The sequence below is a fragment of the Rhizobium sp. Nf11,1 genome (assembly GCF_050587665.1).
Taxonomy (GTDB): domain Bacteria; phylum Pseudomonadota; class Alphaproteobacteria; order Rhizobiales; family Rhizobiaceae; genus Rhizobium.
Genome location: NZ_JBOBHU010000033.1, coordinates 22,659 through 43,773, shown reverse-complemented (window position 1 = coordinate 43,773; position 21,115 = coordinate 22,659). Strand labels below are relative to the sequence as shown.

Here is a 21,115-nt window from a genome sequence, read left to right as displayed (position 1 = left end):
CTCGGCGCGGCTCAGCGTATAGGCAAGATTGGCTACGGTGATGTCGACGCGGCCAAGCTTGACCTCGGGCACGCGGGCTTCGACCGAAACAGGCTTGATTTCAGCTTTGACGCCGAGTTCCTTGGCGATGGCGCCGCAGAGATCGACGTCGAAACCGGCCATTTCGCGGGTCTTCGGATCGGGCGAAGCGAAGGGGGGAACGTCGGCGAAAGTCGCGCAGCGTAGCGTTCTTGCCGACATGATGCTGTCGAGCTGATCGGCCTTTGCAGGCATGGCGGCGGCCAGGCCGGCGAATGCGACGGTAAGGCTGAGGTATTTCCAGTTCATTGCTGTTCTCCTTTGTTTTTGGTGGTTGGTATCAATGCCTGAGATCAGCTAGGAAACGCTGAGCCCGGGGATGGGTCGGATTGCTGAAGAAGTCCTCAGGCGTCGCCATTTCGATGATCTGGCCGGCATCGATGAACCAGATCCGGTCGGCGACCTCGCGCGCGAAACCCATTTCGTGGGTGACGCAGAGCATGGTCATGCCTTCCGACGCCAGGCTCTTCATGACGGCGAGCACTTCGCCGACCATTTCGGGGTCGAGCGCGCTGGTCGGTTCGTCGAACAGCATCACCGGCGGCTCCATCGCGAGGGCACGAGCGATCGCCACACGCTGCTGCTGGCCGCCCGAGAGCTGGCCGGGATAGGCTCGGGCCTTGTCGGCGAGGCCGACGCGGTCGAGAAGTTTGAGCGCCTTCTCGTGCGCGACTTCGGGCGCTACGCCCTTCACCCGGATCGGCGACATCGAGACGTTTTCTGCCACGGAAAGATGCGGAAAGAGGTTGAAGTTCTGAAATACGAAGCCGATCCGGCTGCGCATCGCGTTGAGCTCCTTTGCCCGCATCGGCGCGTGGATGTTTTGTCCGTCGAGCGTGATCGACCCGCTGTTGATCTCCTCCAGGCGATTGATCGTGCGGATCAGCGTCGATTTTCCGGAGCCCGATGGACCGCAGATCACGACCACCTCGCCGCGCGCGACCTCAGCATCGATGTCCTTCAGGACCGGATAGTCGCCGTAGCTCTTGCAGACCTGCGAAAGCCGGATCGTCTGCGCTTGCTGCGCGGAAACTGACATGGTCATAACTGCTCCGATACGATTTTCGCTGGCGTGACCAAGGAGGCCGTGGGAACATTGAGGAGTCCCGCACGCCGCCGCGTGATGCGCCGCTCGAGGCGATTTGCGAAGTAGGTGAGCGTCCAGCAGATGATGAAGTAGACGATCGCCAGGATAAGGAAGACCTGGAAGGGCTGCGTCAGGAGCTGGTTGTTGACCTGGCTCGCCGCAAAGGTGAGATCCGGCACATTGATCACATAGCCGAGCGTCGTATCCTTGATCGTCGAGACGAAGGTGGAGAGGATGCTCGGGATCATGTTGTAGAGCGCCTGCGGCAGGATGATGTAACGCATCGCGCCCATATAGCCGTGGCCAAGCGCACGCGCGGCATCCATCTGGCCGGGTCCGAGCGCGACAATGCCGGCGCGGACGACTTCGCTGAGAAACGCGCTCTGATAGACAACCAGCGTCGTCAGCATGGTGACGAAGCTTGGCACATCGGCGCCGGTCAATAGCGGCACCAGGAAATAGCTCCACAGGATGAGCATCAGGAGCGGTACGCCACGGGTGAAATAGACGAGCGCGGTGACCGGCCAACGCAGCAGCGGCGACCTGGAGAGCCGCGCCATTGCGAACAGGATGCTCACCGGAAAAGCGAGTGCGATGCTGAGCGCCGAAAGGATCAGCGTATTGGCAAGCCCGCCGAGCGGTCCGTTCGGATATTGGCCGATCAGGAGCAGCAGCCAATAGTCTTTGATGATGGCGATCATGTCCTGGATCATGCGCGGGCACTCCGGGCAGGATCGGCGCGCATCGACAGGTAGGCGCCGATGCTCATGATCACGAGGGAAAAGAAGAGGTAGAGAGCGGTGCCGATCAGGTAGATCTCGAAGGTGCGGAAACTGAGGTTCTCGATTTCCTTGACGGCATGCGTCAGCTCTGACGCGCCGATGACGACGGCGAGGCTGCTGTTCTTGAACAGGGAGACGCTGTGATTGATGAGCGGCGGCAGAGCGTTGCGCACGCCCTGCGGCATGATGACGAAACGCATCGCCGAGACGTAGCCGTGGCCCAGTGCACGGGCTGCCTGCATCTGGCCGTCACTGACCGAACGCACGCCCGAACGAAGATCTTCGCTGAAATAGGCCGCCTGGCAGAGCCCCAGCCCGATCACCGCGAAGATGGACTCCGCATTGTGGCTTGCCAGCCAATTCGCGATACCGCTCGGCATCAGCGTGAAGATCCCGAAATACCAGAGCATGAGCTGCACCAGCGTCGGGACGTTGCGGTGATAGGAAACGTAAGCGGCGACCAACGGATCGCCGAAGCGAAAGGGCGACAGGCGCAGACCCAGCAGCAGAAGTGCCAGCGTCATCGCCAGCAACCAGGAACCGGCATAGATGATGAAGGTCATCTCGATGCCATGCAGCAGCATGGCGGCATATTCCGGATTTCCGAGGATCGCCGAAAGGTCGAAGCCGCTCACGGTTTTGGTTCCCCGGATTGATCCGTCTTCGCCACAGACTGCGGCTTGGCCGTCTGCAGGCCGCCCATGACCTGCAGCGTCGGGGTGATCTCCATATGTCCGATGTTGACCGCGACCGGGGCTGCGATGGCGAAGGCGATCGCATCGGCGATATCGGCCGCCTGCGGCAATTCGAAACCCTCGATGAACCGCTCCCGGACGCTGGGGTCATTGCCATGGACGTGATTGAAGATATCGGTAGCGACCCGGCCGGGGCAGATTTCCGTGACCCGCACCCGTTTGCCGAAAGCGTCGATGCGCAGCTGGTTGGACAGCATGCTCACGCCTGCCTTGGTGGCGTGATAGGATGAGTTGCCGCCGAAATTGTAGGCGCCGGCGATCGACGAGATGTTGATGACGTGGCCGCGGTCGCGCGCCACCATGCCCGGCACCACCAGGCGGCAGAGGTGCAGAACGGCCCGGAGATTGACGTCGACGATGAGATCGATATCGCCCTCGTCGGCTTCCAGGAATTTCTTCGGCCGGTCGACGCCGGCATTGTTGACGAGAATGTCGAATTCCAACTGAGCCGTGAGCTCGGCCATTGCCTTTCGGTCTGTCACATCGATGACATGAGGGATGCAGCCCGTCCGCGCGGCCAGCTGCTGCAGCGCCTCAGTGCTGCGGGCAACCGCGTGGACCTCGATGTTCTCCCGGCAGAGCCGCTCGACAACGGCTGCGCCGATTCCGGAGGAGGCGCCGGTTACCAGTGCGGTCTTGTAGTCGGAGAATGGCATTGTCGTTCCCTTGTTGTTGATTGAGAGAGTAGCGAAGCTTCAACCCCTTGCCTAAGACCGATTATCTCTGGAGCAATAAGCAACGGTTATGGAGCTTTGCGCGGCTGCCGAAGAACAGAAAGATGCGATGTCGGCGCTATTTGCCGTATCCATACCTCAGCAAGGCCCGGCCGGTTGACGATCGCGTCGCGTTGCAAAAGCTATACGCGTCTGCAAACATGCCATCCCAGCAGATCAGAACGGTTCCCCGATCCCCATGGACATCAGACGCCTCAAATCCTTCATCGTGATCGTCGACAGCGGCAGCATCACGCGCGCGGCGGATCTTTTGCATATCGCCCAGCCGGCGCTCAGTCAGCAGCTGGCGGGACTGGAGGAGCATTTCGGCCAGAAGCTTTTGATCCGCAGCCAGCAGGGCGTCAGCATGACCGATGCGGGCCATGCGGTGTATCGCCACGCACAGATTATCCTCCGGCAGATGGAGCAGGCGCAAGCGGATGCTTCTGCGGCCGGCAATTCCCTTGCAGGGCGTGTCTCCGTCGGTCTGGTCCCTTTCAGCAGCGCTGCCACGTTGTCGGTCGATCTGCTGGCAGAGACCCGGAAGCGGCATCCCGGCATCCTGTTGCATCTGACCGAAAGTGTGGGCCAGACCTATAGCCAGATGATCATGAACGGCCGGCTGGAGATAGCCCTTCTGCATGGAACCGGACCAATCAAAGGCGTGCGGTTCGAACCGATCCTCAGCGAGGAATTTTTCCTGGTCGCGCATCGCGATTTTGCGATCGACGCGGATGCAAAACCCGTCTCCGTCAACACTCTCGACGGGATACCGATGCTGCTGCCGCCGGCCTATAATTTTGTCCGCCGCGCAGTCGATACGGCCTTCACGCGCACCCGCACCAATTTGAAAGTCGTGGCGGAAGTCGAGATCGTCCGCACCCTGGGGCGCGCGGTCGGCCGCGGTCTCGGCGCAACGATCATGCCGAAAGCCATTGCCGATCGTATCGTATCGGAATCGAGCGAGCCGCTGATCTGCCGGCTCGTCTCTCCGCGGATCGAGGAAACCCTGTCGCTTTGCGTTTCCGACCAGAATCCCCTGTCGGAGCCGGCCCTTGCCGTCCGAGATATTCTCCTCGAGCTCACAGCGCGGCTGAAAGCCTGAGGCAGGCTGCCGGTTAGCGCATATCCTTACAGAACTCGGCGATGCGGGCGCAGCCGTCGGCGAGTTTCTCCATGCTCGTCGCGTAGGAAATGCGGAAGAACGGGCTCATGCCGTAAGCCGCGCCTTGCACGGTCGCAACATGGTGTTCTTCGACCAGCGCCATGACGAAATCGACATCCGTCTCGATCTTTCTTCCACCTCTGCTGGTCTTACCGATCAGCCCTGAAATGTTGGGATAGATGTAGAAGGCACCTTCGGGCTTGTGGCAGCGCAGCCCCTCCACCTCCGACAGTTTGTCCAGAACAAAGTCGCGTCTCTTCTTGTAGATCGCCGCCCGCTCCTTCAGGAGATCCTGAGGTCCGTCGAGCGCTGCGCTCGCGGCCGCCTGGGTCAGCGTCGCGATGCCGCCGCCGTTCTGTCCGTTGACGTTGCTGATAGCTGCCATCAACTCTTTCGGCCCGGCGCAGAAGCCGAGCCGCCAGCCCGTCATCGCGTAAGCCTTGGAGACGCCGTTCATCGTCAGCACGCGATCGTAAAGCCTCGGCTCGACTTCCGCCATTGTGCAGAACTGGAAGTCGTCATAGACTAGGTGCTCGTAGATGTCGTCGGTCATGATCCAGACGTGGGGATGACGCAGCATGACCTCGGCGATGGCGGCCATCTCGGCCCGGGAACAAGCCGCACCGGTGGGATTGTTCGGGAAATTCAGGAAGAGCCATTTGGTGCGTGGCGTAATCGCCGCCTCCAGATCCTCCGGGCGCAGCTTGAAGCCGGTCTGCTCATGGCAGGGAACGGCGACCGGGACGCCGCCGGCGAATTTGACGATGTCGGCATAGCTCACCCAGGAGGGTGTCGGAATGACGACCTCGTCGCCCGGATTGCAGGTTGCTAGCATCGCATTGAAGATCACCTGCTTGCCGCCGCCCGAGACGACGATCTGACTGGCGTCGTAGTCGAGATTGTTGTCGCGCTTGAACTTTCTAATGATCGCGGCCTTGAGCGCCGGCGTGCCGTCCATCGGCGGATATTTCGTATCCCCCGCCAGCGCTGCGGCATGCGCCGCTTCGATTGCGTGCGCCGGAGTGGGGAAATCTGGTTCGCCGGAGGAGAGGCTGACGACTTGGATGCCTTTGGCGGCGAGCTCTCTTGCGCGCTGAGTCATGGCGGCGGATGCTGAAATAGAGACGTTTTTCAGGCGGTCGGCTTTGATGGACATCGGAATGGTCCTTCGATGAGGGATTGGCGTTATGGATCGCCGGCAGGCGATCGGGATTATGTCATTCGGCGAGTTCGGCGGCGGGAGCGAGCGTGGCGCCGGTGGCTTCGATCTCGCCGCGCACGATGCCGGCAAGTTCGAGGGCGCCGGGCGTATCGCTGTGAACGAGAATGGAGCGCGCCGGCATGGCGATCACGGCTCCGTCGATCGTTCGGACAGTTCCGTCGAGCAGGAATTGCCGCACGCGCGCGCGCACTGAGGCTTCGTCCTTGATGACGGCGCCCGGCAGCGCGCGCGGGACGAGTTTGCCGTCGGCATCATAGGCACGGTCCGCGAGGAAAAGTGCCAGTGTCTTCAGGCGCGCACGTCTGGCCGCCAATTCGATCTCGCTGCCCGAAGTGACGAAGACCACGAGACCGGGATCGACGGTGGCGATCGCATCCATCATCAGGTCGGCGATAACAGGATCGCGGTTCACCATATTGCCCATCGCCGCATGGAAGCTGAGATGGGACACAGTGACCTGTTCGCTTCTGGCGATCGCCATCAGGGCGCCGAGCTGGTAGAGCATCTGCTGGCGGAGTTCGTCCGCCGAAAACGGTATTTCGCGCCGGCCGAAGCCGAACCGGTCGGGCAGACCGGGATGGGCGCCGATGCCGACGCCGTTCTGTTTGGCGAGCCGGACCATGCGCCCCATTGTGTCGGGATCGCCGCCGTGGAAGCCGCAGGCGATGTTGGCCGAGGAGACGATTTTCATCATCGCTTCGTCGTCGCACAGCCGGTAGGGGCCAAATCCTTCGCCCATGTCGGAATTCAGATCGATCTTCATGAGTTCCTCCTTTTGACGGTGTCTTCTAGGCCATCACCTGCAAAGCGCGCTTGACCATCCGGGACGTCTGTTTGACGTCATCGACATAGCGGGTGACGGCCTGTTCGACAGCGCGCGCTTCGGCGTGTGTCGAGCGAACAAAGCACAGGCGGGCACCAATGCGGGCCTGTCCCAGCCGCCAGAGATCGCATTCGATCACGCCGGCGATTTTCGGATATCCGCCGGCGGTGTTCGCATCGCTCATCTGCACGATCGGTTCGCCGCCGGGCGGCACCTGAATCACACCGGGAACGACACCGTGGGAGCGCATCTCGATCGATGCCACCGGCTTGATGGGTTCGCCTGACAAGCGGTAGCCGGTCCGGTCGCTTCGGGAGGAAATCCTCCATGTCTGCCTCCAGAAGGCTTCGCCGTCTTTGGTGAAAAGCTCATGCTCGCCTGCCGGCAGGGCGCGGATCGGCAATACGCCATCGACTAGGGCCGGAAAGACATCGCTGAGCGCTGTCGCCGGTTCGACGACGGCGAGCCCCGTGGCCGGCAGCATGGCAATCTCCGGGTCCTCGCCGACCACGATCCGATCGCCTTTCGCCAGTGGCCGGCCTGCATTGCCTCCAAAGCCGCCGCGGAGCGACGTGCTGCGCGAGCCCATGATAACAGGAACATCCAGCCCGCCGCCGAGTGCAACGTAAGAGCGTGCCAGACGCGGCGGCTGCCTCAGCTCGAGAACCTGTCCGGGTTCGGCGATCTGGGCGCACCAGGCAAGCCGTTCCGATCCCTCGAGCTGAGGTTTGCCGTCGGCGCCGGTTACGGCAAAGACGGTGCGCCTCTGGAAACGCAGGCTGAACGGGAAGGTCTGCACCTCGATCACAGCCGCATTCTCGTCGTTGCCGACGAGAATATTGCCGATTCGGACCGCAAGCGGATCCATCGCGCCGCTCGCCGATACGCCGATATCGCGATAGCCGAAACGGCCGAGATCCTGCACCGTGTTGAAAGGGCCACTTTCCAAGATCTCGATCATAGCTCGATCCTCGCCGGCAGGAACCGCACCGTATCTCCCGGCGCCATCATGGCCGGAGACGGCGAGGCAGGATCGAACATCTCAAGTGTCGCGAAGCCTATGGAATTCCAGCCGTTGGGGCCTGTCAGCATTGCGACGCCGGTCTGCATGCCGCCGATGGTCACGCAGCCCTTCGCCATCTTCAGCGAGGGCACGGTCTTCCGTGGCATGTAGATGCGTGGGTCGAGGCCATGCAGATAGCCGAAGCCGGGAGCGCTTCCCAAAGCGAAAACGCGGTAGGTCGCTTGATGATGGATGCGCACCACCTCGCGATCGGTCAGGCCCGAGAGATCGCAAAGGGCCGGAAGATCCGTCGCATATTCGCCGCCGTAATGGACGGGGATCTCGATGGTCTTGCCATCGAGATCGATGCTCTCAGCATTCGCCCAGGCCTCCAGCAGCCGCGCGACCACCGCATCGGGGTCCTCGGGCGTCTCCTTGAAAATCACCAGCAGGTTGGTCATCCCCGGAATGTCTTCCGCAAGGTCGGTCCAGCCTTTCACGGTCCGGGAGAGAGCCCAGATCCGCCGCTGCGCGGCAAGGTCGAATTCACCGGGCGCCTCGAGCAGAAAGGCCCTGGCGCCGATCGAGGAAACCCGTGCCCGGCTCTTGGTGGCCGGAACGATCTCGCGTTGCGATGCGTGCCTGGTCGTCGTGACGATCATGATGAGAACCTGATTTCGAACAGAGGGTCGCCGTAACCAACCAGCGCGCCCGGTGCGGCGAGCAGTCTGGTCAGAACACCAGAACGGCCGGCGCGAAGGGGAAGCAGCACGTCCCCTACCCTGATGAAGCCGAGGATATCGGCGACGGACAGGGATCGCGGCAGATCTTGCGGCAAGGCGGCGGCGGGATGGTCGACGCAGAAGCGGCCCGCCATCGGCGCCTTGACGACCGCCTGCGCGGAGCCCGGCGCGCGCGGCGTCGCTTCCGTCGCGCTGATCCGCGCCTCCCCCTCCCCTGAAATGACGATGCGAAGCTGTGCGCCCGGACGGGAGATTTCCAGCCCGCCCACTCCGGCGGCCGTCAGCGCTTCGGTAAGCAGCGCGATGGTCGTCGGATCGCTGAAATCGATCGCGCTCATGCCGCCGCCCTCCGCAGCTTCAGCCATTGTTCGAGATAGTGAATGTCAGTCTCGCCACGCGCGAAAGCATGGTCTTCGAACAAAGCGCGCAGGAAGGGAATATTGGTGGCGATCCCCTCGATCTCGGTGCCGGCAAGCGCGTCGCACATTCTTGCCATGGCTTGCGCCCGCGTCGGCGCATGCACGATCAGTTTGGCGATCAGCGAGTCGTAATAGGGCGAGACCTTGTAGCCGGCGTGGATATGCGTATCGACGCGGATACCTGAACCCTCAGGCAAGGCCAGATGGGTGATGACACCTGCCGACGGCAGGAAGGTGTCGGGATCTTCGGCGTTAATACGGCATTCGAAAGAATGGCCTTGGCATGCCACATCGCCCTGGGCGAGGTCCAGAACCTCGCCCTGGGCCGCCTTTATCTGCGCCTGGACGATATCGACCCCGCTCGTCAGCTCGGTGACGGGATGCTCGACCTGAAGCCGCGTGTTCATCTCGATGAAATAGAAGGCGCCGTTCTCATAGAGGAATTCGAAGGTTCCGACGCCGCGGTAGCCGATCTGCCGGCAGGCCTCTACGCAGGCCATGCCGACCGGCTGGATGATATCCGACGCGATACCGGGCGCCGGCGCCTCTTCCACCACCTTTTGATGGCGGCGCTGCATCGAGCAGTCCCGGTGCCCCAGCCACACGGCATTGCCGTGATCGTCGCAAAGAACCTGTATCTCGATATGGCGCGGCTGCTGGAGGAACTTCTCCATATAGAGCGAGGGCGACCCGAAGGCCTTGCGGGCCTCTTCCCGCGTCAGCGCGATCGCTTCCTGCAACTGGCCGGCCTCCGGCACCACACGCATGCCGCGGCCGCCGCCGCCGCCTGACGCCTTGATGATGACGGGATATCCGATCTCCAGCGCTATTCGCTCGACCGATGTGGGATCGTCGGGCAGCGCGGTATCCGGGCCGGGAACGCAGGGCACGCCGGCTGCCATCATCGCCCGCTTCGCCGCGATTTTGTCGCCCATGGTCGCGATCGACGAAGCGGTCGGCCCGATGAAGACCAGCCCGGCCTTTTCGACGGCGTCCGCGAATGCCGCATTTTCCGACAGAAACCCGTAACCGGGATGGATGGCGCCCGCACCGGTCAGGCGCGCCGCGAGAAGAATGGCATCCTGATTGAGGTAGCTTTTCGCCGCACTCGACGGGCCGATGCAGAGAAAGCTGTCAACGGTGCTGCCGTAGGGTGCCTCCCTGTCAGCCTCGGAGCAGATGGCGACCGTCGTAAGGCCGAGTTCGCGACAGGCACGCTGGATCCGTGCTGCGATCTCGCCGCGATTGGCGATGAGGACGGAATCGAAGCGGCGCCCTGAGGCAGCTGATTGTTCAGGTGTTTCCGACATCAGGCAATCTCCGCCAGCAGGTCGCCGGTCTCGACCTCGCCGCCGTCTATTTCGGTCAGGCGCATGATGCGCCCGGCCCGCGGTGCGGTGATCGTGTTGAAGACCTTCATCGCCTCGATGATGAAGAGTGTCTGCCCCTCCTCCACCGCGTCTCCGATCGCGACAAATGGCGGTTCCCCGGGCGCCGGGGCCTTGTGCAGAACGCCGAAAACAGGCGCCGTCACCGCATAGGACGGTTGCTCGACGCCCAAGGGCGCACCGGCGATTGGTCTCGGCTTTTGCTCGGGTTCGGCGACAGCCTCCTGCCCCGCCGCCGTTCGGAAAATCCGAACCGTCACGTCCTTTTCCGTCACGGTCAGCTCGGTAATATTAGATCGTCCGACAAAGTCGATCAGCGTCTTGATCTTCGAGAGGTCCATGTGCGTGCTCGGAACTTCAAAATCCCACCGCGCATAGCCGAAGTTTCAGATCGCCCGGTGTTGTGATTTCGTAGCACGACGGGCGGAGCGATGGGGTCAGACGAAGTTTTGATGGAGCGCAGTCTGTACCCTATGGGACATCCCGCCCGTTGGTTGTGAATTCCCTCAACGACAGGTGCGGGACCCTCGAAATCCTGGTCAGAACCCTGCTTCCTTCTGATGCCGCACGGCGAGGATCGTCAAAATGTCGCCATCCATACGATAACGAGCGACGTACCCGCTATCTCCGAAATCGATGAGCCATTCCCGGTATTGCTCGGGCATATCCTCGATGAGGCGTCCTATATGGGGATGCGCACCGAGGACGCTCACGCCTTTGAGAATAGTTTCGCCTGCCCGCTTGGCGACTGATGGCTTTTTCGGTCGCAAGAATTCCCGAAGCCGCTCAAGATCGCGGATTGCGGCCGGGGAGAAGATCACTTGTGGCATTCGGGTGCGGGCAACTCGTCGTCAGTTCCCCAAGTCGAAAGCCATTTTTCGACCTCGGCGCCGGTGACATGCAGTCCCGTCGCTTCAAATTCATTCCAGGCACCAAGCGTCTCCTGTCGCAGCGCCTCGCGCTTCTCCTCGCGCTCGACGTATTGCGCAATCGCTTCACGCATGATCCAGTGGGACGAACGGCGGCGAGCCTCGGCCAGTTGTTGGACGCGGCCCTTCAACTCATCATCGAGCTTGAGCGAGGTTGGCGATGCCATAAGGTGTCCTTAGCTACAGGTAATACCTGACGCTAACTTAGGCTTCCCTGCGGTATTTGTCTACGAATGAATTTACCCATCGCGCAGCACCTATTCTTACGGTCATGTGCTTCTGTGCGCGGTTGGTTCCGGCATCGTCAATCCTTCGCAGGGGCAATGCTCTCCCGCAGGATAAGCTCGCTGCGGATGACGGTGCGCATCGTTGCCGCATCCTGCCTCTGGCCGATGGCGCCGAGCAGGAGTTCCACGGCCGCGCGTCCCATCTCTTCCACGGGCTGTTTGATCGTCGAGAGCGGCGGCGAACAGAATTCGCAGACCGGGGAGCCGTCGAAGGAAACGACGGATACGTGCTCTGGAATAACAAGGCCTTTGCGCTGAATAATGCTCATGAACGAGATTGCCATGTCATCGCTCGTTGCGATGACAGCCGTCGGCCTGACGGCGAGCTTCATGAAATCATCGGCTGCGCGAATGCCGATCTCGAAGCCATGCTGGTATTCGAGGTCGCCGCCAGATCTCGACACGGCTTCCTCGGAAAGTCCCTCTGTGCGTAGAGCCTCAATGACCCCGGCGTAGCGCTCGACGTCGTGGTAGTTTCCCTCGGGGCCGGCTATATAGAGGAAGCGCCGATGACCCGAACGGATCAATTCCATCGTCGCGTCACGGATTGCCTCCCGGTCGTTGGTGACGACGCTCGGCAAACCGGCATCACTCATGTCGAACAACATCGAGACGATCGGCAGGCCTGCCCCCGCAGGCGAACGTCCTTCGATCTCCGGAAGTTTCGACGAGAAGATAATGGCTCCCCGAACCGTGCCGCTGAAGGCAAGATCAAGTATGTGCCGTTCGGAAGCTTCCTCGCGATCGAGATTGGCGATCATCAAGTTATACCCCCTCTGGATCAGGGATTTATTGATGCTTTGCAGGACCTGCGGGATGATCTGCGAGGCGCCGTAATAAGGCGAACCCGGCAAAATGATCATGATGGTATTGGATTTCCCAACCCTCAGGCCGCGCGCCATCGCGTTCGGCGTGTAGCCGAGTTGCCTAGCGGCCGCATTGATCTTGGCGCGGGTCTTCTCGTTGACCCGTCCGGGATTGGCAAGCGCCCTGCTGACCGTCGATATCGCGACACCGGCGAGCCGCGCAACGTCGGCCATCAACGCGCCGGACGGCTCTTCTGCCGCCACATCTTTGTTTTTATTCACCTTTAATTCCGCCTCCCGGATGCTTCGATTTGCGATTCTAAGGCAGGTGACGATTTATAGCAAACGTTTGCCAAAAATCGCTTGCTTAAAAAACCAGCTTGGCTATCATTTGTGCATGGCAAACGATTGCCATTTTTAATGCTTTGAAAATGCATGATTTATTGAATGCGTAGCCGCTGCTTCGCATGCAGATGGATCGTGCTTTGAGAATGGATAGGTTATGGCCACTGACGACAGACTACGCTTCGGCGTCGATCTCGTGACGTTCTTCCATCCCGGCTTCTGGGGCGTCGGCAGCCATGATGCAATTGTCGACCATGCACGCGCCGCGCCGCGCGCCTTCTGGGACAAGATCCTCGACAGCGTCCAGACTTCCGGCGTCACCGGTGTCGAGTTGACCTTCTCTCCCTTCAACTGGCAGGACGCGATCAAGACCTATGGTTCGATTGACGGCTTTGCCGCCGAACTGGCAAGGCGCGGGCTGACGCTTTGCAGCGGCTTCTTTGCAGAGCTCGAGGCAGCGGGAGACTTTACCGACCCTGAAGCCCAGCGCGCGCTGATCGACAAGGCGGAACAATATGCCGATTTCCTGAAAGCCTGCGGCAGCGACATCATGGTGATCGGCGCGCCCCTCCGCCAGACGCTCGGCGCCCAACCGGTGCAGTTCCATGATTTCGACCGCGCCAAGACGATCGCCGATTTCTTGAACCGACTCGGCGCGACCCTTTATGCCAAGGGCGTGCGGCTTGCGCTGCACACGGAGGCGCATTCGGTCTTTGCCGCGGCGCGAGACGTCGACCTGATGATGCTGCTGACCGATCCGGCCTATGTGCATATGTGCCCCGACACGGCCCATATCATCGTTGCCGGCTCCGACCCCGTCCAGCTCGTCGATCGCCATCACGAGCGGATGATCATCGCTCACTGGAAGGATGCGGTCGGTCCGATGCCTGCCGACACCCCAATCGACAAGCACATCCACGAACGCCACCAGCCCTATTTCTGCGGCTTCGGCCTCGGACGGGTCGACTGGCCGGCCTGGATCCGGCTGCTGCGCGACCGCGCCTATGAAGGCTGGGCGATCCTCGAACTCGATGCCGCGCCGGATCCCGTCCGCGACATCGTCAACGGGCTCACGCTCGTCCGGCAGGCACTCCTGCCGATCTATCGCTGATATTATTCCGAAGACGATAAACGCCCCGCCAAGAGGGCATTTTCAAGAGGTGGAACAATGAAGACCATGATGAAGCTTTTTCTTGCCGGCGTGGCTTTCGCCGGTTTCTTCGCCGCGGCGCATGCCGAGGACAAGCCAACGATCGAGATCATGTCCTCCTGGACGTCGGGCGGCGAAGCCGCGGCCCTGAACGTCATCAGAAGCGAATTCGAAAAGCGCGGCGGCGTCTGGAAGGATTCCTCGATCGCCGGTTTCGGCGCGGCCGATGCCGCCTTCCAGAACCGCATCGTTGCCGGTGACGCGCCGGGCGCCAAGCAGGGCGTCATCGGTCTTGCCGCCGCCGATTTCGTCAGCCAGGGGCTGTTCAATCCGATCGACGACGTGGCCGCCGCCGGCAAATGGGCTGATTCCCTGCCGAAATCGATCCATGATCTCATTTCCTATGACGGCAAGGTCTATCTCGCTCCAACAGGTGCTCATGGCGAAAGCTGGGTCTTCTATTCCAAGGAAGCCTTCGGCAAGGCTGGTATTGGGCAGGAACCGAAGAGCTGGGACGAGTTTTTCGCCGATCTCGACAAGCTCAAGGCCGCCGGCATCATCCCGGTCGCCTGGGGCGGCCAGCCCTGGCAGCAGACCAAGGTCTTCAACATGATCCTGCTCTCGCAGGTCGGGACCGACGGCTTCCTGAAGATCTATGCCGACAAGGACAAGAGCGAGGCATCCGTCGAGGGCGTGAAGAAGACGCTCGCAATCCTCGGCAAGCTGCGCGGCTATGTCGATGCGGGTGCGGCCGGCCGCAACTGGAACGACGCAACCGCCATGCTGATCACCGACAAGGCCGGCGTGCAGTTCATGGGCGATTGGGCCAAGGGCGAATTCACCGTCGCCGGCCAGGAGCCGGGCAAGGATTATGGCTGCATGATCGCTCCTGAATCCAAAGGTATGGTCTACATCGCCGATGCCCTCTGGTTCCCGAAGACCGGCAACGCCCAGACCGACAAGGCGCAGAAGCTTCTCGCCGAGGTCGTCATGGACCCGACCGTCCAGGTCGAATTCGCCCTCAAGAAGGGCTCGGTTCCGATGCGCTCCGATGTCGACAAGTCGAAACTCGATGCCTGCGCCCAAAAGGGTCTCGAACTGATGAGCGCCGGCGCCATCGTGCCGGATCAGGCGATCGTGCTCACGCCCCAGCAGGTCGGCGCGCTCGACGACTTCGTAGACGAATATTGGAGCGGCGGTTCGAACGACGCGGGGACCGCTGCCGAAAACTTCTTCGCCATCTTCGAGTAGGATCGTGCCCGTGGTGTCGGGCCGACCCCGATGGCCACGGCTGCCGGCCGCTGCGTGCTACGCGGCGGCGGGTGTTCCGCTTTCCATCCGTCAAAGAGCTGGCCGATGTCCGTCAAACGCAAGCGTAATCTTTCCGCGACCATCGCCCTCTTGCCGACATGGTTCGCCGCGGTCGTGGTCTTCATCGGCACCATGGCCTGGTCGATCCGGCTGTCCTTCACCAACTCCACACTCTTTCCGTCCTCGACCTATGTCGGCTTTGCACAGTATGCGAAGCTCTTCGCATCCGCCAAATGGCTCGCCTCGCTGCAAAACGTCTTGATCTTCGGTGTCCTCTATGTGGCCGGTTGTCTGGTGCTCGGCTTCCTGCTGGCCGCAGCACTGGACCGCAAGATCCGCTTCGAAAGCGCCTTTCGGACGATCTTCCTCTATCCCTACGCCATGTCCTTCGTGGTGACGGGGCTGATCTGGCAATGGATGCTCAATCCCACACTCGGCATTCAGGCAAGCGTGCGTTCGCTCGGCTGGGAAAGCTTCGTGCTCGACTGGGTGGTTAATCGCGACATGGCGATCTATGCGCTCGTGCTCGCCGGCGTCTGGCAGGGCGCGGGGCTCGTCATGGTTATTGCGCTTGCCGGCATACGCGGCATCGAGGCCGAGCAGTGGAAGGCGGCGCGCATCGACGGCATTCCCGTCTGGCGCATCTATGTCTCCATCATTCTGCCCCAGCTCGGGCCGGCGCTCGCCGCTGCCGGCATGCTGCTCGCCATGGGCGTGATCAAGACCTACGACATCGTCGTCGCCATGACCAATGGTGGCCCCGGGAATGCGACCGAAGTGCCGGCGAAATTCATCATGGACAATCTGTTCGGGCGCCAGAACCTCGGCCTTGCCACAGCAGGCGCGACGGTGCTCGTCCTCGGCGTCGTCATCGCAGTCGCGCCGTTCCGTTACGCGATGCACATGCGCAACCAGGCGAAGGGAGGGGCGTGATGAACCAGCCTCACCCGAATGGGCCGAAGCCGGCACGGATCACGGCGGGACGCATCGGCCTTTATACCTTCTTGGTCGGCGCTGCGCTTTTCTTCCTTCTGCCGCTCTATACGATGGTCGTCACTTCGCTGAAGTCGATGGACGAAATCCGGCTCGGGCAGATCTTTGCCCTGCCTGCCACGCTCGATTTCTCCGCCTGGGTGACCGCCTGGTCGGGCGCCTGCATGGGAACCGTCTGCGTCGGCATTCGTAGCGGCTTCTGGAATTCGGTGGCGATCACCGTTCCATCCGTCGCGCTCTCGGTCTTCATCGGCGCCGTCAACGGCTATGCGCTGTCGCTCTGGCGGCCTCGTGGGGCAAATGCGCTCTTCGGCCTGCTCATGGCCGGTGGTCTGATCCCCTATCAGATCTTCCTCTATCCGATGGTTCGCGCCATGGCGAATATCGGTCTCTATAATTCGCTCGCCGGCATCATTCTCGTCCATGTCATCTTCGGACTGCCGCTGGTGACGCTGCTTTTCCGCAACTATTTCGTCAGCGTGCCGGAGGAGCTCTGCAAGGCCGCGCGCGTCGACGGCGCTGGCTTCTGGCGCATCTTCTTCGAGATCATGCTGCCGATCGCCGTGCCGATGGTGGTCGTGGTTTCGATGCTGCAATTCACCGGCATCTGGAACGACTTCCTGCTTGGCCTCGTCTTCGCCGGCCGGGACAACCTGCCGATGACCGTGCAGCTCAACAACATCGTCAACACCACGATGGGCGAGCGCACCTATAACGTGAACATGGCGGCGACGATCCTGACCGCCATCGTTCCGCTCGCCATCTATTTCCTGTCCGGCCGCTGGTTCGTGCGCGGCATCGCCGCCGGCGCAGTCAAGGGGTAACGTATTCCATGCAATCTGCCGTCTCCGTCAAGGATCTGAAGATCGCCTATGGCGACCATACAGTGATCGAGAAGATGTCGATCAATATCGCGCCGCGCGAATTCCTGGTGCTGCTCGGCCCTTCGGGCTGCGGCAAGTCCACGCTTCTGAACGCCATCGCCGGGTTGCAGGACATTACTGCAGGCGAAATCTGGATCTCGGGCAAGAATGTCAGCTGGGAGGAGCCGAAGGACCGTGGCATCGGCATGGTCTTCCAGTCCTACGCACTCTACCCGCGCATGTCGGTCCGCAAGAACCTCTCCTTCGGGCTTCGCGTCGCAGGCCTGCCAAAGGCCGAGATCGAGGCACGCGTCGCCCGCACGGCCGCGCTCCTCCATCTCGACACATTGCTCGACCGGCGTCCTGCCGAGCTGTCCGGCGGCCAGCGCCAGCGCGTCGCCATCGGCCGGGCACTGGTGCGAGAAGTGGATGTGTTCCTCTTCGACGAGCCGCTGTCGAATCTCGACGCCAAGCTGCGCAACGAATTGCGCGTCGAGATCAAGAAGCTGCATCAAAGCCTCGGCAATACCATGATTTACGTGACCCACGATCAGGTCGAGGCCCTGACGCTCGCCGACCGCATCGCCATCATGCGCGACGGCGTGATCCAGCAGCTCGCTTCGCCGGCCGAGATCTACCGCCGTCCGGCCAATCTCTTCGTCGCCGGCTTCATCGGTGCTCCGGCGATGAATTTCGTCGAGGGCCGGATCGAGCGCGGCGGCGGAGCACCCGTCTTCAGAAGCAACGGCCTAGCCGTCGACCTCACCGACTATGCCTTCCGCACGGCTGCCGTGGAAGGACCTGTTACGTTAGGCTTTCGCCCTGAGCACCTTGTGCTCGACGGGGCGGCAAGCGGGCTTCCCACGATTGCTGGCCGTGTTTCCGTCGTCGAGCCGATGGGTTCGGATGCCGTCGTCTGGTTCGACTGGGCGGAGCACAGTCTCTCCCTTCGTTTCATGGGCGACGTCGAATTCAAGCCCGGCGATGCCATGGCTCCGGGCCTTGATATCACCAAGGCGTCACTCTTCGCTGCCGATGGATCGCGGCTTTGACGCGCCATTCCTTTGCTTTCCCGCAATTTCGGATGTGCTTTGCGCTGCATTGAGGAATTGCTCCAGGACAGGATTTGAAAAGACATGTCTGAGATCGTTTATGATGCGCTGGTGATCGGCTCCGGCGCGGCGGGTTCCTTCGCGGTCAAAGAGCTGACGGCCAAGGGTCTGTCGGTGCTGCTGCTCGAGGCTGGGCCGGCCGTCGGCCCCGGGGATTTCGACCCGGCGCGCAAGAAGGCGCCGGCAAGCAGCATCAATATATGGGAGCGTGCGCGCGCCACCCTGAAGGGCCAGCCGATCCAGGCGCGGGCGGCCTTCTTTACCGAGCGCTTCAGCCACTTCTTCGTCAACGATCGCAAGAACCCCTATACGACGCCGAAGAACGAGCCCTTTCTCTGGATCCGCGGCCGCCAGGGCGGCGGGCGCCTGCACAGTTTCGGCCGCGTGCTGCTGCGCTGGACCGACGATGATTTCAAGATCCGATCGCGCACCGGAAGGGGCGTGGACTGGCCGATCTCCTATGACGAGCTTGCGCCCTTCTATGACGAAGTCGAGGCCTATCTCGAGCTCTACGGCAACAAGGACGATGTGCCGACCTTGCCGGACGGCGTCTATGCGAAGCCGGCAAGCCTCACGCCCGCCGAGCAGATATTCAAGCAGGCTGTAGAAAGCCGCTGGCCGGACCGGCGCGTCATCTCCTGGCGCTATATCGCGCCGGACGCCGAACGCATGCCGCGACCGCTGCGGGACGCAAAGGCGAGCGGCCGGCTGACGGTCCGTTATGACGCCGTCGTGCGTCGCATCACCACCGACGAAAAAACCGGCCGCGCCACCGGTGCGGAATTCATCGATCGCAACACGAGCAAGGTTTCGACGGCGCGTGCCGCGACGATCGTGCTCTCTGCCTCGCCGATCGAGAGCGTGCGCCTGCTGCTGAATTCGGCGTCGGCAAGACATCCTGACGGCCTCGGCAACAGCTCGGGCGCGCTCGGACGCTATTTCATGGATCAGCTTCCTTGCCTCGCCTTCGGTTCCTTTTCCAAGGCGAAGGGTTGGGCCACTGACGATTCCGCTCCTGTCGATCCCTTCTACAATCCGTCGGGTGGGATCTTCATCCCGCGCTTCGGCGAGGGTGACGTCGCCCGCGGCGATTTCGATTATCAGGGCAGCATCGGCAGGGCACCGGTTTCAGGGGAGACCGATGCGCGCCTGGCCTTCTTCGGCTTCGGCCGCATGTTGCCCTATGCCAACAATCGCATCACCCTCGATGGCAAGCGCAAGGACGCCTGGAACATTCCGGTGCCACACATTCGCTGCGTCATGCAGGAGGAGGAGCGGCGGCTGCTCCGCCGGCAGGAGGAGACGTTGATCGCCATGGTCAAAGAGGTCGGCGGCGATCTTGAATTCATCGGATCGCCCACCGGCCTCAAGGAGATGGGCAGAGGCGCCTTTCCCGACGCCGATGCCTTCAGCCGCTTCATGTTCCGCACATGGTTCCGCAAGACCATGTGCATGGGCGCAGCAATTCATGAAACCGGCGGTGCGCGCATGGGCGAAAGCCCGGAAGCTTCAGTGCTCAATCCCTACAATCAACTGTGGGATGCTCCGAACCTCATCGTCACCGACGCCAGCGCCTTTCCGGGCAGCGGCATCGCCGGCACGACGCTCACCGTCATGGCGCTGACGATCCGCGCTTGCCGCAACCTCGTCGACCGCTATAAGACGGGGCTGCTCTAGGCACGCGTCGGTCTCGGTGCGACCGGCATCGAAAAGATCTTCGGCATACGGAATGACGAGAGGGGAGAACAAGTGAACGAGCTTGGGGTTATCCAACCGTCACACAAACTTTGCAGTGACATGCTCCTGTCAAATGAGCAGGAAGGGAAAGCCCATGTCTAAAACACATCAGGACCAGCTCAGCCGGATAAAGGCCGAAATCGCCGACAGCTTCGATGAGGAGCTGGAAATGCAGCTGGAGGAAGACCGGCTGGACGATCTAGTCGTCGAAGGAATGACCGAACCGGCGGAGCAGACGCTCGATCGGAAGATCTATTTCCGCGAGCTGTTCCGGCTGCAGCATGAGCTGGTACGGCTGCAAGATTGGGTCCAGTACAAGCAATTGAAAGTGGTCGTGCTTTTCGAAGGCCGGGATTCGGCCGGCAAGGGTGGCGCGATCAAGCGCGTAACCCAAAGGCTCAACCCGCGCGTCTGCCGCACAGTGGCACTGCCTGCGCCGACCGAACGGGAGCGCCATCAATGGTATTTCCAGCGTTATGTCCCGCATCTTCCCACCGCCGGCGAGATCGTGCTCTTCGACCGCAGCTGGTACAATCGCGCCGGCGTCGAGCGCGTGATGGGCTTCTGCACTCCTGACGAACTCGAGGAGTTCTTCCGCTCGGTGCCTGAATTCGAACGGATGCTCGTCCGATCCGGCATCGTGCTGATCAAATACTGGTTCTCGATCACCGACGAGGAACAGGAATTCCGCTTCAAGATGCGCATCCACGATCCGCTGAAGCAGTGGAAGCTTTCGCCGATGGACATGGAAAGCCGCATCCACTGGGAGGAATATACCAAGGCCAAGGAAGAAATGCTGGCGCGCACACACACCAAGGAGGCGCCCTGGTGGGTGGTGCAGGCCGTCGACAAGAAGAGGGCGCGGCTGAACTGCATCGCCCATCTTCTTGATCAGATTCCCTACGAGGACGTGCCGAAGCCTGAGATTCAGCTGCCGGATCGTATCCGTCATGCCGACTACATCAGGGCGCCAGTTCCGGCTGATATGTATGTGCCTGAGCGCTATTGAAAGCATAGCCGCAACAAGTTGGCTGCCGAAGCGTTGAAACCGAGACCGCATGGTCACTGGACCGTGCGGTCAACGCGTGTTTCCCAACGGCTGCATCGTGAGGTATAAAGACTGAGCGTCCTTCGGCCGATAATAAGGAGATGACGGGAGGTTGGTCATGACCGGCTTTTGGAGATTAATCGTTCAGGAGGTTGTGCTCTCGGCGATTCTGGCGGCCGGCAGTGTTATCGGCCTTCCCAAGCTTGCCGATCCGAACGCCAGTGCCAATTATCCTTTGGCAGTCGTGGTTTTTCTGGCGATGTCAGCGGCCTTGGTGACTTATGAGCTTCTGACACGGAAGCCATCCTGATGCTTTCATTTACCGGCCGGTTGGCGCAGCCAACAAGGTGCGGCCG

Annotated in this window: 24 protein-coding genes; 9 read left to right on the top strand and 15 right to left on the bottom strand. The window is 61.6% G+C overall.

Annotated features, from left to right (window positions below):
* The 5 genes from ACQ7C1_RS29935 to ACQ7C1_RS29915 form a co-directional block, all read right to left on the bottom strand.
* Positions 1 to 327 (bottom strand): transporter substrate-binding domain-containing protein (locus ACQ7C1_RS29935; protein WP_430960934.1); only part of this gene is annotated, 327 nt, incomplete at its 3' end.
* 31 nt (positions 328 to 358) lie between these two features.
* Positions 359 to 1,123 carry an amino acid ABC transporter ATP-binding protein gene (locus ACQ7C1_RS29930; protein WP_430960933.1) on the bottom strand — a complete coding sequence of 255 codons (765 nt, stop codon included), beginning with the start codon at positions 1,121 to 1,123 and terminating at the stop codon, positions 359 to 361.
* Positions 1,120 to 1,878 carry an amino acid ABC transporter permease gene (locus ACQ7C1_RS29925; protein ID WP_430960932.1) on the bottom strand — a complete coding sequence of 253 codons (759 nt, stop codon included), beginning with the start codon at positions 1,876 to 1,878 and terminating at the stop codon, positions 1,120 to 1,122. The genes ACQ7C1_RS29930 and ACQ7C1_RS29925 overlap by 4 nt, the downstream gene beginning before the upstream one ends.
* Positions 1,875 to 2,582: an amino acid ABC transporter permease gene (locus tag ACQ7C1_RS29920; RefSeq protein WP_430960931.1), complete on the bottom strand. Its 708-nt coding sequence runs from the start codon at positions 2,580 to 2,582 to the stop codon at positions 1,875 to 1,877. The genes ACQ7C1_RS29925 and ACQ7C1_RS29920 overlap by 4 nt, the downstream gene beginning before the upstream one ends.
* Positions 2,579 to 3,358 carry an SDR family oxidoreductase gene (locus ACQ7C1_RS29915; protein ID WP_430960930.1) on the bottom strand — a complete coding sequence of 260 codons (780 nt, stop codon included), beginning with the start codon at positions 3,356 to 3,358 and terminating at the stop codon, positions 2,579 to 2,581. Before ACQ7C1_RS29915 ends, ACQ7C1_RS29920 begins: the two co-directional genes overlap by 4 nt.
* A 256-nt stretch (positions 3,359 to 3,614) precedes the next feature.
* Between ACQ7C1_RS29915 and nac the strand changes: the two genes are divergently transcribed.
* Positions 3,615 to 4,520, top strand: coding sequence for a nitrogen assimilation transcriptional regulator NAC (gene nac / locus ACQ7C1_RS29910; RefSeq protein ID WP_430960929.1), 906 nt, complete (start codon positions 3,615 to 3,617; stop codon positions 4,518 to 4,520).
* Positions 4,521 to 4,533: 13 nt separating this feature from the next.
* Here nac and ACQ7C1_RS29905 read toward each other — a convergent pair whose 3' ends face one another.
* From ACQ7C1_RS29905 to ACQ7C1_RS29860, 10 genes are all read right to left on the bottom strand, one after another.
* On the bottom strand, positions 4,534 to 5,736 hold the full coding sequence (locus ACQ7C1_RS29905) for a pyridoxal phosphate-dependent aminotransferase (protein ID WP_430960928.1): 1,203 nt from the start codon (positions 5,734 to 5,736) through the stop codon (positions 4,534 to 4,536).
* A gap of 61 nt (positions 5,737 to 5,797) precedes the next feature.
* A complete protein-coding gene (locus ACQ7C1_RS29900; protein WP_430960927.1) occupies positions 5,798 to 6,565 on the bottom strand; it encodes a 5-oxoprolinase subunit PxpA in 768 nt (255 codons plus the stop codon).
* Positions 6,566 to 6,590: 25 nt separating this feature from the next.
* Complete coding sequence (locus ACQ7C1_RS29895) at positions 6,591 to 7,586, bottom strand: biotin-dependent carboxyltransferase family protein (protein ID WP_430960926.1); 996 nt, start codon at positions 7,584 to 7,586, stop codon at positions 6,591 to 6,593.
* Positions 7,583 to 8,290 (bottom strand): 5-oxoprolinase subunit PxpB, encoded by a 708-nt coding sequence (pxpB, locus tag ACQ7C1_RS29890; protein ID WP_430960925.1) that lies wholly within the window; start codon positions 8,288 to 8,290, stop codon positions 7,583 to 7,585. The genes ACQ7C1_RS29895 and pxpB overlap by 4 nt, the downstream gene beginning before the upstream one ends.
* On the bottom strand, positions 8,287 to 8,709 hold the full coding sequence (locus ACQ7C1_RS29885; protein WP_430960924.1) for an acetyl-CoA carboxylase: 423 nt from the start codon (positions 8,707 to 8,709) through the stop codon (positions 8,287 to 8,289). Before ACQ7C1_RS29885 ends, pxpB begins: the two co-directional genes overlap by 4 nt.
* The gene (gene accC, locus ACQ7C1_RS29880; RefSeq protein ID WP_430960923.1) at positions 8,706 to 10,100 is read right to left on the bottom strand and encodes an acetyl-CoA carboxylase biotin carboxylase subunit; all 1,395 of its coding nucleotides are present in this window, start codon (positions 10,098 to 10,100) and stop codon (positions 8,706 to 8,708) included. The genes ACQ7C1_RS29885 and accC overlap by 4 nt, the downstream gene beginning before the upstream one ends.
* Complete coding sequence (locus ACQ7C1_RS29875; RefSeq protein ID WP_430960922.1) at positions 10,100 to 10,519, bottom strand: acetyl-CoA carboxylase biotin carboxyl carrier protein; 420 nt, start codon at positions 10,517 to 10,519, stop codon at positions 10,100 to 10,102. The genes accC and ACQ7C1_RS29875 overlap by 1 nt, the downstream gene beginning before the upstream one ends.
* Positions 10,520 to 10,717: 198 nt before the next feature.
* The gene (locus ACQ7C1_RS29870) at positions 10,718 to 11,008 is read right to left on the bottom strand and encodes a type II toxin-antitoxin system RelE/ParE family toxin (protein ID WP_430960921.1); all 291 of its coding nucleotides are present in this window, start codon (positions 11,006 to 11,008) and stop codon (positions 10,718 to 10,720) included.
* Positions 10,996 to 11,274, bottom strand: coding sequence for a CopG family ribbon-helix-helix protein (locus ACQ7C1_RS29865; protein WP_064695094.1), 279 nt, complete (start codon positions 11,272 to 11,274; stop codon positions 10,996 to 10,998). The genes ACQ7C1_RS29870 and ACQ7C1_RS29865 overlap by 13 nt, the downstream gene beginning before the upstream one ends.
* Before the next feature lie 137 nt (positions 11,275 to 11,411).
* A complete protein-coding gene (locus ACQ7C1_RS29860) occupies positions 11,412 to 12,482 on the bottom strand; it encodes a LacI family DNA-binding transcriptional regulator (RefSeq protein WP_430960920.1) in 1,071 nt (356 codons plus the stop codon).
* Positions 12,483 to 12,702: 220 nt separating this feature from the next.
* On the opposite strand from ACQ7C1_RS29860, the gene ACQ7C1_RS29855 reads away from it, so the two are divergent.
* The 8 genes from ACQ7C1_RS29855 (at position 12,703) to ACQ7C1_RS29820 (ending at position 21,069) form a co-directional block, all read left to right on the top strand.
* The gene (locus tag ACQ7C1_RS29855) at positions 12,703 to 13,656 is read left to right on the top strand and encodes a sugar phosphate isomerase/epimerase family protein (protein ID WP_430960919.1); all 954 of its coding nucleotides are present in this window, start codon (positions 12,703 to 12,705) and stop codon (positions 13,654 to 13,656) included.
* A 57-nt stretch (positions 13,657 to 13,713) separates the two neighbouring features.
* The gene (locus tag ACQ7C1_RS29850; protein ID WP_430960918.1) at positions 13,714 to 14,946 is read left to right on the top strand and encodes an ABC transporter substrate-binding protein; all 1,233 of its coding nucleotides are present in this window, start codon (positions 13,714 to 13,716) and stop codon (positions 14,944 to 14,946) included.
* Positions 14,947 to 15,051: 105 nt separating this feature from the next.
* Positions 15,052 to 15,939, top strand: a complete 888-nt coding sequence (locus ACQ7C1_RS29845) for a carbohydrate ABC transporter permease (protein WP_430960917.1) — start codon at positions 15,052 to 15,054, stop codon at positions 15,937 to 15,939.
* Positions 15,939 to 16,823 carry a carbohydrate ABC transporter permease gene (locus ACQ7C1_RS29840; RefSeq protein WP_085780761.1) on the top strand — a complete coding sequence of 295 codons (885 nt, stop codon included), beginning with the start codon at positions 15,939 to 15,941 and terminating at the stop codon, positions 16,821 to 16,823. The genes ACQ7C1_RS29845 and ACQ7C1_RS29840 overlap by 1 nt, the downstream gene beginning before the upstream one ends.
* A gap of 8 nt (positions 16,824 to 16,831) precedes the next feature.
* Entirely contained in the window at positions 16,832 to 17,914 is a 1,083-nt protein-coding gene (locus ACQ7C1_RS29835) for an ABC transporter ATP-binding protein (protein ID WP_430960916.1), read from the top strand.
* A gap of 84 nt (positions 17,915 to 17,998) precedes the next feature.
* Entirely contained in the window at positions 17,999 to 19,651 is a 1,653-nt protein-coding gene (locus tag ACQ7C1_RS29830; RefSeq protein WP_430960915.1) for a GMC oxidoreductase, read from the top strand.
* A 154-nt stretch (positions 19,652 to 19,805) separates the two neighbouring features.
* Positions 19,806 to 20,720, top strand: coding sequence for a polyphosphate kinase 2 (gene ppk2, locus ACQ7C1_RS29825; RefSeq protein WP_183699941.1), 915 nt, complete (start codon positions 19,806 to 19,808; stop codon positions 20,718 to 20,720).
* 157 nt (positions 20,721 to 20,877) lie between these two features.
* On the top strand, positions 20,878 to 21,069 hold the full coding sequence (locus ACQ7C1_RS29820) for a hypothetical protein (protein ID WP_221127249.1): 192 nt from the start codon (positions 20,878 to 20,880) through the stop codon (positions 21,067 to 21,069).
* The last annotated feature ends 46 nt before the right edge of the window (positions 21,070 to 21,115 follow it).